General features: G+C 74.2%; 10 protein-coding genes. 6 read left to right on the forward strand and 4 right to left on the reverse strand.

Annotation, left to right across the window (positions count from 1 at the left end; genetic code table 11):
* Nucleotide 1 precedes the first annotated feature (1 nt).
* On the forward strand, nucleotides 2-2,533 hold the full coding sequence (uvrA, locus tag LDL48_RS19160) for an excinuclease ABC subunit UvrA (RefSeq protein WP_225256530.1): 2,532 nt from the start codon (nucleotides 2-4) through the stop codon (nucleotides 2,531-2,533).
* Here uvrA and LDL48_RS19165 read toward each other — a convergent pair.
* A complete protein-coding gene (locus tag LDL48_RS19165) occupies nucleotides 2,520-3,584 on the reverse strand; it encodes a DUF4037 domain-containing protein (RefSeq protein WP_225256531.1) in 1,065 nt (354 codons plus the stop codon). The two genes, uvrA and LDL48_RS19165, sit on opposite strands and share 14 nt — an antisense overlap.
* A gap of 57 nt (nucleotides 3,585-3,641) precedes the next feature.
* On the reverse strand, nucleotides 3,642-4,349 hold the full coding sequence (locus LDL48_RS19170) for a TetR/AcrR family transcriptional regulator (RefSeq protein WP_225256532.1): 708 nt from the start codon (nucleotides 4,347-4,349) through the stop codon (nucleotides 3,642-3,644).
* 66 nt (nucleotides 4,350-4,415) lie between these two features.
* On the opposite strand from LDL48_RS19170, the gene LDL48_RS19175 reads away from it, so the two are divergent.
* The 4 genes from LDL48_RS19175 to LDL48_RS19190 all read left to right on the forward strand — a co-directional run bounded on the left by LDL48_RS19175 (nucleotide 4,416) and on the right by LDL48_RS19190 (nucleotide 7,776).
* On the forward strand, nucleotides 4,416-5,522 hold the full coding sequence (locus LDL48_RS19175) for an MBL fold metallo-hydrolase (protein WP_225256533.1): 1,107 nt from the start codon (nucleotides 4,416-4,418) through the stop codon (nucleotides 5,520-5,522).
* Between the two features lie 29 nt (nucleotides 5,523-5,551).
* Nucleotides 5,552-6,091 carry an ester cyclase gene (locus LDL48_RS19180; protein ID WP_225256534.1) on the forward strand — a complete coding sequence of 180 codons (540 nt, stop codon included), beginning with the start codon at nucleotides 5,552-5,554 and terminating at the stop codon, nucleotides 6,089-6,091.
* A 126-nt stretch (nucleotides 6,092-6,217) separates the two neighbouring features.
* Complete coding sequence (locus LDL48_RS19185; RefSeq protein WP_225256535.1) at nucleotides 6,218-6,625, forward strand: YciI family protein; 408 nt, start codon at nucleotides 6,218-6,220, stop codon at nucleotides 6,623-6,625.
* Between the two features lie 5 nt (nucleotides 6,626-6,630).
* A complete protein-coding gene (locus LDL48_RS19190; protein WP_225256660.1) occupies nucleotides 6,631-7,776 on the forward strand; it encodes an RNA polymerase sigma factor in 1,146 nt (381 codons plus the stop codon).
* Between the two features lie 149 nt (nucleotides 7,777-7,925).
* Here LDL48_RS19190 and LDL48_RS19195 read toward each other — a convergent pair whose 3' ends face one another.
* Entirely contained in the window at nucleotides 7,926-9,347 is a 1,422-nt protein-coding gene (locus LDL48_RS19195) for an alpha/beta hydrolase (RefSeq protein ID WP_225256536.1), read from the reverse strand.
* Nucleotides 9,348-9,609: 262 nt separating this feature from the next.
* Here LDL48_RS19195 and LDL48_RS19200 point away from each other — a divergent pair, with 262 nt between their 5' ends.
* Nucleotides 9,610-10,569, forward strand: a complete 960-nt coding sequence (locus LDL48_RS19200; RefSeq protein ID WP_225256537.1) for a glycosyltransferase family 2 protein — start codon at nucleotides 9,610-9,612, stop codon at nucleotides 10,567-10,569.
* A 46-nt stretch (nucleotides 10,570-10,615) separates the two neighbouring features.
* Here LDL48_RS19200 and LDL48_RS19205 read toward each other — a convergent pair whose 3' ends face one another.
* Nucleotides 10,616-12,586 carry a hybrid sensor histidine kinase/response regulator gene (locus tag LDL48_RS19205; protein WP_225256538.1) on the reverse strand — a complete coding sequence of 657 codons (1,971 nt, stop codon included), beginning with the start codon at nucleotides 12,584-12,586 and terminating at the stop codon, nucleotides 10,616-10,618.
* Nucleotides 12,587-12,700 lie beyond the last annotated feature (114 nt).

The following is a 12,700-nucleotide window of genomic DNA, read 5'->3' on the forward strand; positions in this document are numbered from 1 at the left end:
AATGAAGGACGCGAATCCCGGCCACATCCGCATCGTCGGCGCCCGCCTGCACAACCTGCGCAACGTCACGCTCGACGTACCGAAGAACCGTCTCGTGGTCCTGACCGGCCTGTCCGGTTCGGGCAAGTCCAGTCTCGCCTTCGACACCCTGCACCACGAGGGGCAGCGGCAGTATCTGGAGTCGCTCGGCATGGTCACCGGGTTCGTCAGCCGGCCCGCGGTGGACGCCATCACCGGGCTGTCCCCGTCGATCAGCGTGGACCAGCACCTGACCAACCGCAGCCCGCGTTCCACCGTCGGCACCGTCACCGAGGTGTTCACCTACCTGCGGCTGCTCTGGGCCCGGCTGGGGCACCGGCCGTGCCCGGCCTGCGGCGGCGACGTCCCGCCGGCGCACGTGGGCGCGGAGGCCGCCGACGACCCGGACGGTGACGCCGACGCCCCGCCCGTGCCGTGCCCGCACTGCGGCACCCACCTGCCCGGCCTGGTCATGGGCAGTTTCTCGTTCAACAAGCCGGCCGGCGCCTGCCCCGCCTGCACCGGCCTGGGCGTGGTCATCCGGCCGGACCCCGACCGGCTCGTCGACGCGGCCCGCAGCGTCGCCGGCGGCGCGGTCCTCGGCTGGCCGCCCGCGCTGGCCGCCCACCAGCTGGGCGTGCTGCACGCCGCCGCCCGCCACTACGGCTTCGCGTTCGACGGCGACCGGCCCGTCGCCGACCTCGACGAACCGGCCCGTGACCTGCTGCTGCACGGCGTGGACAGCCCCCGGTTCCGCCGCCACTTCCCCGGCGCCGCCGCACCGGCCACGGTCGGCCGGGGCCGGTTCGAGGGCGTCGCCACCGCGGTGCTGCGCCGCTACCAGGCCCGGATCACCGACACCGCGTACCGGGAGAAGACCGAACGCCTGCTGGTCAACCGCACCTGCCCGGACTGCCTCGGGACCCGTCTGCGCCCGCGGAGCCGCGCGGTCACGGTCGCCGGGCTGGGCATCACCGACGCCGCCCGGCTGCCCCTGGACCGGCTCGCCGGCTGGATCACCGGCCTGCGCGACGACGCCGGCCTCGCCGCGCCGATCCGGGACGACCTGCGCGAACGGATCCGCCGGCTGGTCGACGTCGGCGTCGGCTACCTCACCCTGGACCAGGCCGCCACCAGCCTGTCCGCCGGCGAGACCCAGCGGCTGCGGCTGGCCGCGCTGCTCGGCTCCGGCCTCACCGGCGTGCTGTACGTGCTGGACGAACCCACCATCGGCCTGCACCCGGCGGACACCGCGCACCTGGTCGGGGTGCTGCGGCGGCTGCGCGACCTGGGCAACACCGTGCTGGTCGTCGAGCACGACCTCGACGTGCTGCGCGCCGCCGACCATCTGGTCGACATCGGGCCCGGCGCCGGCCGCCACGGCGGGCGGGTCGTGGCCACCGGCAGCCCGGACGACGTCGCCGCCACCGCCGGCTCGGTCACCGGCGACTACCTGGCCGGGCGCCGCCGGGTGCCGGTGCCGCCGGCCCGCCGCGCCGGCCCGGGCGGCGCGCTCACCATCCGCGGCGCCCGCGCCCACAACCTGCGTGACCTCACGGTACGGCTGCCGCTGGGCCGGCTCGTCGCGGTCACCGGGCCGTCCGGGTCCGGCAAGTCGTCGCTGATGCTCGACATCCTCGACCGGGCCGCCCGGCGCCACTTCACCGGCGCCGCGGACCTGCCCGGCGACCACGACGGCATCGACGGACTGGCCGCGCTCGACAAGGTCATCACCATCGACCAGCAGCCGGTCAGCCGGATGCCGCGGTCCAACGCGGCCACCTACGCCGAGGCGTACACCCCGATCCGGGAGACGTTCGCCGCCACCGCGGCGGCCCGCGAGCGGGGGCTGGGCGCCGGGCACTTCTCGTTCAACGTCGCCGGTGGGCGCTGCGAACGCTGCGAGGGCGCCGGCGTGCTCGACGTCAGCATGCACTTCCTGCCGGCCGTGCCGGTACGCTGCCCGGCCTGCCACGGCCGCCGGTTCACCCGCGACGTGCTCGCCGTGACGTACCGCGGGCACAGCATCGCCGACGTGCTGGCGATGACCGTCGACGAGGCCGTCACCGTGTTCGCCGACGTCGCGGCGGCCGCCGTCCGGCTGCGCACCCTGGCCGACGTGGGGCTCGGCTACCTGCCGCTCGGCCAGCGCGCCACCACCCTGTCCGGCGGCGAGGCGCAGCGCGTCAAACTCGCCCGGGAACTGGCCCGCCGCGGCACCGGCCGCACCCTGTACCTGCTGGACGAGCCGACCACGGGCCTGCATCCCGACGACACCGGACGGCTGCTCGCCGTGCTGCACCGGCTGGTCGACGCGGGCAACACCGTGGTGACGGTGGAACACGACCTGGACGTGGTCCGCGCCGCCGACTGGGTGATCGACCTGGGCCCGGCCGGGGGCGCCGCGGGCGGGCGGCTGGTCGCCGAGGGCACCCCCGAGCAGGTCGCCGCCACCGCCGGGTCCCGCACCGGTGCCGCCCTGGCCGCGGGTGCCGCGGTCGTCAGTGGGCGGTGAGGCCGAGCATCGGGGCGGCCGCCCGGCACCGCGCCGGGTGGGTCAGCACGTCGGTGGAGTCCACCGCCTGGTCGACGGTGCCCGGCAGCGTCGCCACCGGCCCGCCGCGGCGGCCGCCGAGCCGGTCCAGCAGCGCCCGTACCGGCGGGTCGGTGATCGCGTCGGTCAGCGCCACGGTGAACCGGTCCGCGCCGAGCACCCGCAGGTCGCGGTCGAAGTACCGGCGCGGCGCCGGATCCAGCGGCGGGCACAGGCCCAGCTCGTTGGTCGCGGCCGCGACCAGGCCGGCGGCCGCCGCCACCGCACCCTCGCGTTCCTGCCACCGCACCGCGCTGGTCGCCACCGCCAGCAACGGCCGCAGCCGCGGCGCCAGCCGGCGTTCGGCGAAGGACCGGCCCAACCATTTCGGGTACGGCGCCCAGCACCGTTCCACCAGGAACGTCAACCGGATCAGCTCCCGCGACAGGCGCGCCGCCAGCAGCCGGGAACCCAGGTCGTCGCCGGAGGCACCGGCGCGGCCGACGAACGCCTCCTCCTGGGCGACCCGCAGCCACCCGGCGGCCAGCGCGTAGCGCCACACGTCGTCGGGATACCAGCGCAGCGCCGCCCGGTAGCGGGCCAGGGTGCCGTCCGGGTCGGCGAACACCGCGCCCGCGGTCAGCGACGCGAGCACCTGCGTCGGGGTCAGCAGCCAGTCCGCCAGCGACAGGCCGCCGGCCGGGTCGGTGCCCAGCCGCTCCCGGAAGAACGCCGCCGCCGTGGTCACCCGCACCTGGTGCGCCGGCGGGCCGCCGCCGTACCCGAACACCACCGGCAGCCCGTCGAACTCCGCCGGCAGCCCGGCCAGCGCCGCGTGGGCCTTCTCCGCGTCGCCCGGGTCGGACAGGAACACCTGCACCCGCGGGCCGAAGTCGTGGTCGGCGGACACCGCGTCGTCGTAGCCGAGCACCTCCGAGCCCGGGCCGAGCAGCCCGGCGCCGTGCGGCACCGCGTCGAGCAGCGGCGCCACCGCCTGCGCGTAGAACCGCCGCGCCACCTCAAGTCCGGACACGCCGTCACCCTGTCGTGTCGGACCCGCTTCGCACAAGCTTTTCCGCTCGTCCGGCGATCACCCCGGGTGCGCCGGACCGGACGGCGCCCGGCCGGCCAGGTCGTCGGTGACGATCCTGATGGCGGCAGCCAGGACGAAGTCGAACTCGGCGTCGTGGTCGACGCGGGCGATGTGCCGGGCCGCGGCGGTGAGGGTCGGCAGCCCGGAACTCTCCAGCGCCGCGATGCGGTGGGCGATCTCCGCCGGTGTCGTGGCGGCGAACGTGAACGCGGCGTCCGCCTCGCGCAGGATCGTGCCGATCAGCATCGCCATGATCATGCGGAGCAGCCGGACCGCGTGCCGGTGGTCGCATCCGGCGGTGACGAGGATCGACAGCGCCACGTCGAGGGGGACGAGGCTGGCCCGGGAGCGGGTCTGGCGGGTCATCACCAGGCCGGCCGCCTGCGGGTGGCGCAGGGCGTGGGCGCGGAAGGCGCGCGCGAACCGGTCGATGTCGGTTTCCAGGGCGCCGGTGGGCTCGGGTAGCCGCATGGTGGTCAGGAGGTGGTCGGTCACCGCGTCGAGCAGGCCCTCCTTGCCGTCCACGTGGTTGTAGAGGCTTTTCGGGTCGACGCCCAGGCGGCGCGCCACGGACCGGACGCCGAGCCCGGCGAGACCCTGGTCGTCGATCTCCGCCAGCGCGGCCTGGGCGATCGCGGCGATCGACAACTGCGGCGCGCCCCGCGGCGGGCGCCCGCGGGACGGGCGTGCGGCACGGCTTGTCATATCCACAACGTGGATATTAAGGTACGTCGTTAAATCCCCACCGTGGGTTTCCGGAAGGGAGAAGTCATGGCCTTCAGCGTCCCGTGGCGCACGGCGGAGGTCCCGGACCTGCCGCCCGTCGGGGAACCGGTGGACACCCTGGCCGACGTGTCCCGCCTGCCCGGCGGCCCGGGTGCCCGGCTGCGCGCCCTGCGGGACCTGGCCCAGGCGTTCCGCCGGGAGTTCGCCTCGACCGGCACCCCGGACAGCGTGGTCACCTGCGACCTGATCACCCTGCCGTACCCGACCCGGTTCGGGCTGTTCCGGGCGTCGATGGCGATCGCGCCGTTCCTGTCGATCCGCAACCGGATGCTGGTGATCCGATGGCACGACAGCGCCGGCCGGCGCCGCACCCTGCTGTTCGAGCCCAGCGACCACGAGCGGGGCGCCTACACGCCGTACTTCGACGACCTCAGCCGGCGGGTGCCGCGGCCACTGCGACCGCTGTTCCGGACCGAGCACGGCACGGTGCTCGGGCACCTCGCCCGGCTCGGGATCGACCCGGCGGAGGTCGACTATCTGATGTTCGACCACCTGCACACCCAGGATCTGCGCCGCTGGGTCGGCACCACCGCCGACCAGGCCGACCTCGGCCGGGTGACCGCGGCGTTCCCGCACGCCAAGGTCATCGTGCAGCGCGACGAACTGGCCGGCATGGCCGACCTGCACCCGCTGCAGAAACCCTGGTACCAGCCCGCCACCTATCGCGACGTGCCGCCGGAGGCGTTCCACCCGATCGCGGGCAGCGCGATCCTCGGCCCCGGTGTCGCCGTGGTGAAGACGCCCGGTCACGTGTTCGGCAACCAGAGCCTGCTGCTGAACACCTCGACCGGAATCTGGGCCAGCAGCGAGAACGTGATCGCGGCCGAGGCCCTGACGCCGGAGCACTCCACGCTGCCCGGCCTGGCGAGCTGGTCGCGCCGGTGGCAGCAGGAGGTCGTGATGAACGCGAACACCCTGGAAACCGCCGCGGACCAGTACAACTCGATCGTCCTGGAGAAGCTGCTCGTCGACCGCAGCCAGCGCGACCCCCGCTTCCTGCAGTTCCTGCCCTCCAGCGAACTCGTCGGCGCCTGGACCAACCCCGGTACGAAACCGGCGTTCCGCCACGGCGGCATCACCCACCACGCCTGAGCGGCGCCTCCCAGATCAGGAGCACCCCCGTGACCAGTGAACCCACCGCCGAGCTGCGCGCGATCCGCGAGAGGACCGTGCTCGACCACTTCGCGGACGAGGTCCGGCAGGACTGGGACGCCACCCTGTCGACGTTCCCGCACCCCCGCTACGAACTGATCCCGATGGGTGTCGTGCACGACGGCGGCCCCGCGGTCCGCGCCTACTACCACCACACCCGGGTCGCGTTCCCCGACCAGCACCACGAAATGATCCAGCTGCGGCACAGCGACGACGCCGTGATCTGCGAGTTCTACCTGATCGGTACGCACACCGGCCCCTACGGGACCATCCCGCCGACCGGCAACCCGTTCAAGGTGCGGATGACCGCCTTCTTCGTCTTCGACGGCCCCACCCTGACCTGCGAACGGATCTACTTCGACCAGCTGACCATGCTGCGGCAGCTCTTCGGCGCGCTGAACTTCCGCAGGCCCGCCACCTGGCTCTACCTGATCAAGGCGCTGCGGGCCGTGCCCGCCTCCCTCGGCGCCCGGGGCAGGCGCGGCGACGAGGCCCGCCCGATCGGCTGAGGCCCGCCGAGCGCCCGGGCGGAAATCAAGCGGGAAATTCCGCCGGGCCGATGTCGAGATCCGCCCGGCGGCTGCGTCCCAGGGTGAACGCGGCCAGAATGGCCGCACCACACCGAGGAGACCATGATGGCCAAGTACCTGCTGCTCAAGCACTACCGCGGCGCGCCGGCGGCGGTCAACGACGTACCGATGGACCGGTGGACGCCGCAGGAGCTGTCGGCGCACCTGCGGTACATGTCGGACTTCGCGGCGCGGCTCGAAGCCACCGGCGAGTTCGTCGACAGCCAGGCGCTGTCACCGGAGGGCACGTTCGTGCGTTCCGACAGCGCGGGCGGCCCGCCGGTCACCGACGGCCCGTTCGCCGAGACCAAGGACCTGATCGCCGGCTGGATGGTGATCGACGTGGACAGCCACGAACGGGCGGTGGAACTGGCCGGTGAACTGTCCGCGGCACCGGGCGCCGGCGGGCAGCCGATCCACGAGTGGCTCGAGCTGCGGCCGTTCCTGACCGAACTGCCGACCATCACGGAATGACCATGGTGGACGAGGCCCTGCTGCGCAGCCTCACCCCCACGGTGATCGCCGTCCTCGTCCGCCGCGGAGCCGACTTCGCGGCGGCCGAGGACGCCGTGCAGGACGCGCTCATCGAGGCGGTGCGGACGTGGCCGCGGGACCGCCCGCACGATCCGCAGGGCTGGCTGATCACCGTGGCGTGGCGCAAGTTCCTCGACGCCGCCCGCGCCGAGGCGTCGCGGCGCCGCCGGGAGGAGTCGGCGCACGCCGAGACCGTGCCCGGCCCGGCCGTGGCGGTGGACGACACGCTGCAGCTGTACTTCCTGTGCGCGCATCCGTCGCTGAGTCCCGCCTCGGCGGTCGCGCTCACGCTGCGCGCGGTCGGCGGCCTGACCACCCGCCAGATCGCGCAGGCCTACCTGGTGCCGGAGGCGACGATGGCGCAGCGGATCAGCCGGGCCAAGCGGACCGTCGCCGGGGTCCGGCTCAACCGGCCCGGTGACCTCGCCACCGTGCTGCGGGTGCTCTACCTGGTCTTCAACGAGGGCTATTCCGGCGAGGTCGACCTGGCCGCCGAGGCGATCCGCCTCGCCCGCCAGGTGGCCGCCCTGAGCCGGCACGAGGAGGCGGCGGGCCTGCTGGCGCTGATGCTGCTGCACCACGCCCGCCGCCCGGCACGGACCCGCCCCGACGGCAGCCTGGTGCCGCTCGCCGAGCAGGACCGCGGCCGGTGGGACACCCGCCTGATCGCCGAGGGCGTCGACGTGCTGCAGGCCGCGCTGGCCCGCGACCGGCTGGGCGAGTTCCAGGCGCAGGCGGCCGTCGCCGCGCTGCACGCGGACGCCCGCACGGCCGCCGAGACGGACTGGGTGCAGATCGTCGAGTGGTACGACGAACTTCTACGCCTCACCGGCAGCCCGGTGGCCCGCCTCAACCGGGCCGTCGCGGTCGGCGAGGCGGACGGCCCGCGCGCCGGTCTGGCCGCCCTGGCCGCGCTCGACCCGGCCCTGCCCCGCTACGCCGCCGCCGAGGCGTACCTGCACGAACGCGACGGTGATCCGGTGACCGCGGCCCGGCGGTACGCCGACGCCGCCCGGGCCGCGTCCAATCTGGCCGAGCGCGACCACCTCACCCGGCAGGCCGCCCGGCTCAACGCCCAGCTCCGCGACTGACCCCCGGTTACACCATAACCGTCATTATGGTGTACCCCGTTTTTCGGCGTCTGAGCGGATTATCAGATTACCGTTAACAGCAATACGCTAATTCCGTCCTCCACGGCTGCGTCCCGGGCCCGGTCGGTCGGGCCCGGGACGCGCGGGCGCTACGCGGGTGCGGCGCAGACCTTCCCGGCCGGTGGCGGCGTGCCGGTGAGCAGGTACCGGTCGATCGCCTCGCCGGCGCAGGGGTTGGTGCCGTAGGCGACGTGACCGGTGCCGCGGACGGTCAGCAACCGGCCCGACGACAGGTTCCGCGCCGCGGACACCGCCCAGTCGTACGGGGTGGCGGTGTCGCGGGTGGTGCCGACGACCAGGATCGGCGCGGCGCCGCGGGCGGTGATCCGGTGCGGCCGGTAGGTCGGCGGTACCGGCCATTCGGTGCAGACCACGCTGCCGGTCATCAGGCGGCCGAACAGCGGGTACCGGGCGGCGGCCGCCCTGGTGTCCGCGGCGATCCGTGCCGCGCTGCGGTGGTCGGGCAGGTCCAGGCAGTTCACCGCGTGGTTGGCCACGTCGCTGCCGGACTCGCCGTTGGGCTGGTACACCCCGGCGCGGAGTTCACCGAGCAGTTCGTCGAGCGAGCCCCAGGTTCCGGGCTGCCGCAGGATGTTCGGCAGCAGGCCGTTGAGCTGTACGTCGGCGCGCAGCAGCGGCGCCAGCCAGGCCCGGGCCTGCGCCACGGTCAGGTCGCCCAGCGGGCAGCCGCTGCGGTTGCCGCAGTCGGCGTGGTAGTCGGTGAACGCCTGCTCGGCGGCGCGGGTCTGGCCGCGGAAGAAGTCGGCCTCGTCGCTGGCCGGGTCGACCGCGGAGTCCAGCACCATCCGGCCGACCCGGTGCGGGAACAGGTCGGCGTAGAACAGGCCGATGCGGGTGCCGTAGGAGAAGCCGGCGTAGTGCAGCTTCGGCTCGTGCCACAGCTCGCGCAGCCGGTCCAGGTCGCGGGCGGTGCTGAGCGTGTCGACGTGGTCGAACACCGGCCCGGACTGCCGTCGGCAGTCCCGGGCCCAGGTCGCCGCGGCGCGTTCGTAGCGCACCCGTTCGGCGACCGAGTCGGGGACGTCCAGCGCGGCGAATGCGGCGTCGGCGCCGTCCGGGCAGCTCACCGGCGCGGACGCGCCGATCCCGCGCGGGTCCCAGGAGACGATGTCGTACCCGGCGCGGACCGCGGCGCCGAACCTGCGGGCCAGGCCGGGCAGGTTCCGCACGCCGGACACGCCGGGCCCGCCGGGGTTGGTGAACACCACGCCGCGCCGTTCGCCGGTGGCGCGCAGCATCGCCACCTTCAGCGTCAGGGTGCGGCCGCCGGGCTTCGCCCAGTCCACCGGCACGGTGACCGTGGTGCATTCCAGCGGCGTGTCGCCGGCCGGGCACGGCTGCCAGCGCAGCGCCGCCGCGGGCACGGCCGGCCGGTCCTGCGGGGTGGTCGCCGCCCACGCCGCCGGCAGTGTCACGGCTAGCGCCAGCGCCAGCCCGGCCGCGAACAGCGGCGCCCGTCCGCGCCGTCCGGATACCTGTTTGTCCGCCATCAGTGGCTCCCTCGATCGACTGCCTAGAGCCTTCCGGCGCGGCGGTACGACCAGAACCCGGTCACCAGGCGTATCCGGGGTAGGGCTGCCCCTACCGGTGCACGGTGTGCCCGGGTGGCCACACGCTCCGTGCGGGAACGAGCCGAAGATCGTCGGTGGACGGGCCGTTCGGGGCATCCCCGCCCGACCACCTCGCCGTTACGGTGTGTAGTCGTTACTCCGATGAGGGCGCCGTGCAGCACCGTTGGTCAGGAGCTTCTGTGTGAACATCACCCCGGACACCGCCGTCAGCATCGTCATTCCCACCCACAGTGAGCTGCGGTGGGAGTCGCTGTCCCGGACCGTCGCGTCCGCCCGGGCGCAACAGCGGGCCGCGACCGAGATCATCGTGGTGGTCGACCACAATCCGGCGCTGTACCGGCGGGCGCTGCGGGAGCTGACCGGTGTCACGGTGCTGGAGAACGTCTACGCCCGCGGCGCGTCGGGTACCCGCAACACCGGGGCGTTCCAGACCCGTACCCCGTTGATCGCGTTCCTGGACGACGACACGGTGGCCGATCCGGGCTGGCTGGGCCATCTGATCGCGCCGTTGACCGACCCGGCCGTGGTCGGCGCCGGCGGCGGCATCGCCCCGGCCTGGGAAGGCGACCGACCGCGGTGGCTGCCCGACGAGCTGCTCTGGACCGTCGGGGTCTCCTACACCGGTATGCCCACGTCCACCGCGGTGATCCGCAACGTGTGGTCGGCCAGCATGATCGTGCGCCGCGACGTCTTCGTGGCCGTGGGCGGATTCCGGATCGGCTTCGGCAAGCTCGGCGAACAGAACCGGCCCGAGGACACCGAGCTGTGCCTGCGAATGAGCGCGGCGAGCGGCGGTCACTGGATGTACGTACCCGCGGCGATCATCGACCACGACGTGCCCCACGGCCGCAGCACCTTCCGGTTCCTGATGCGCCGCTGCTACGCCGAGGGCCGCGGCAAGGTCCAGATGGCCGGACTCCTTCCCCGCACCCAGAAGCTCGGCGCCGAACGCGACTACGTCCGCCGGGTCCTCCCGCGAGCCGTGGCCCGCAACCTGCTCGCCGCCAGCCACGGACGCGGCATGTTCCACGCTCTGCGCGCCGCCACCGTCGTCGCGGCGGTGGCCGCCGCCGGGCTCGGCGGCGGCGTCGAGACCATCGCCGCGCTGTTCGAGACCAACCTGCACGACACCACCAGCTGAGCCGGGGTCGCCGGCCGGACCTGCGCGGCGCTCAGGTACAGGGCGCTCAGGTACAGGGGAGGCGGACCGTGACGGTGGTGCCCTGCGGCCGGCGCGGCTGCAGGGTGATCGTGCCGTGGTGGCGGTCCACCACCACCCGGCACAGCGCCAGGCCGAGCCCGGAGCCGGTGGTGCCGCCGTGCCGGGCGCCGGCCGAGCGGTAGAGGCGCCGGAACACCAGCTCGCGTTCCTCGGCGGGGACGCCCATGCCGGTGTCCGCGACGGTCAGCACGGCGCAGCCGTTCGCGGTCTCCAGCTCGACGGTGACCGTGCCCCCGCCGGGGCTGTAACCGACGGCGTTGCGCAGCACGTGGTCGGCGACCTGGCGGAGCCGGTCCGCGTCGCCGATCACGGTGGGCCGGTCCGGCAGCCGGACCTCGACGGTGACCGGCGACGGCGGGAGCGCGTCCACCGCCGCGCGGACCACGCCGGCCAGGTCCACCGGATCGGTGGCCATCGTGGCGTGCCCGGACTCCAGGGCGGCGAGGTCGAGCAGGTCGTCGACCAGGCCACGCAGCCGGGTGTTGTTGCGGATCACCACGTCGAGCAGGTCGCGTACCTCGCCGAGCGGGGTGTCGTCGGGCGACTCGGCGATCAGGTCGGCGTAGGTGCTGATCGACGTGAGCGGGGTCCGCAGGTCGTGCCCGGCCAGGGCGATGTACTCGTCGGTGCTGGCCGCCAGGTGCAGCGCCAGTTCCTCGGCGCGCCGGTTCTCCAGGTAGGCGCCCAGGTTGCCGGCGATCCCGCTGAGCAGCACGGCCAGTCCGGGGTCGGCCTCCTGGCGTTCGGCGGCGAAGAACGTCATCACCCCGGTGATGGTGTCCCCGCTGCGCAGCGGCACCGCGCCGGCCGCCCGGTGGGTGGTGGCGGCGGCCACCTGGGGCAGGATCGGGGCGTCGTCGTCCTGGATGTCCGGCACCCAGACCAGTTCGCCGCGTTCCCAGGCCAGCCCGGCCAGGCCGACGCCGCGAGCGAAGCTGTCCGGGATCGGCAACGGCGTCTCCCCGGGCGCGGTGTACGTGCCGGCCGGGCGCAGCCGGTCGGTGACCGGGTCGACCAGCCACAGCCGCACGTACGGCCAGCGCAGCGAGGTGGCGACGGCCCGCATGACCTGCCCGCCGACGCTGGTGGTGTCCGGGGTCGCGGCCAGGATCCGCAGCACCTCGCTCAGGCAGTCCTGGTACCGCCGGGCGCAGTGCTGCGCGGTGACATCGTGCACGGCGGCGACCGCGCCGGCCACCGTGCGGGTCCGCGGGTCCCGCACCGCCCGGGCGTTGATCTCGAACCAGCGGTGGCGGTGCTGCGGGTCGTCCACGCGCACCTGCGCGCCGCGGACGTCGGCACCGGCCAGGGCCCGCGTCAGCGGCAACTGGTCGGCCGGCAGCGGGGTGCCGTCGTGGTCGCACAGGGTGAAGCCGTCCGGCCAGGTGATCGGCAGCACGGCGCCGAGGTGGTCGCCGATGAACGTCTGCAGGGTGCGGTTGAACACCACCAGCCGGCCGTTCGCGTCGCAGGCCGCCACCCCGGTGTCCAGGCTCTGCACCAGCGCATCCAGGAACTCCGGGCAGGCGCGCAGGTCCGCCCCGGGCCCGGACGGCGCCGGTCCGGCCGGGTCGCCCGCGTCCAGGCCGGCCCGCACCGCCGCGGCGAGCTCGGCCAGGGTGAACGGCTTGGACACCACGACCGCCACGCCGGCCGAGCTGAACATCGGGTCGGCCGGTGACAGGTAGCCGGTGACCAGGACGATCGGGATGCCGGCCAGATCCGGGTCGGCGCGCAGCCGTTCGCACATCTCCAGGCCGTCCATGTGCGGCATGTCCACGTCCGCGATGACCAGGTCGGGCCGGTGCCGGCGGACCGCGTCCAGCCCGGCCCGGCCGTCGGCCACCACGATCACGTGGTGGCCGGCGCGGCGCACCGCCGCGCCGATGACGTGCTGGTGTTCGACGTTGTCCTCGGCCACGACCACGGTTGCCATGCGCCCACTGTAAATGGACATATCGGACGTACGGGGGTGTGACGCGCGGTGTCGCCACCGGATCAGGCGCAAGCTGACACCACAGCCATCACCGGACGACGTTAGGACCTCGAC

This window comes from Jidongwangia harbinensis (assembly GCF_020216025.1).
Taxonomy (GTDB): domain Bacteria; phylum Actinomycetota; class Actinomycetes; order Mycobacteriales; family Micromonosporaceae; genus Actinoplanes; species Actinoplanes harbinensis.

Bases quoted from the DNA above. Each gene is read 5' to 3' on its own strand.
- LDL48_RS19205 (WP_225256538.1), bottom strand. From the start codon at position 12,586: ATGGCAACCGTGGTCGTGGCCGAGGACAACGTCGAACACCAGCACGTC.
- LDL48_RS19185 (WP_225256535.1), top strand. From the start codon at position 6,218: ATGGCCAAGTACCTGCTGCTCAAGCACTACCGCGGCGCGCCGGCGGCG.
- LDL48_RS19195 (WP_225256536.1), bottom strand. From the start codon at position 9,347: ATGGCGGACAAACAGGTATCCGGACGGCGCGGACGGGCGCCGCTGTTC.
- LDL48_RS19175 (WP_225256533.1), top strand. From the start codon at position 4,416: ATGGCCTTCAGCGTCCCGTGGCGCACGGCGGAGGTCCCGGACCTGCCG.
- uvrA (WP_225256530.1), top strand. From the start codon at position 2: ATGAAGGACGCGAATCCCGGCCACATCCGCATCGTCGGCGCCCGCCTG.
- LDL48_RS19170 (WP_225256532.1), bottom strand. From the start codon at position 4,349: ATGACAAGCCGTGCCGCACGCCCGTCCCGCGGGCGCCCGCCGCGGGGC.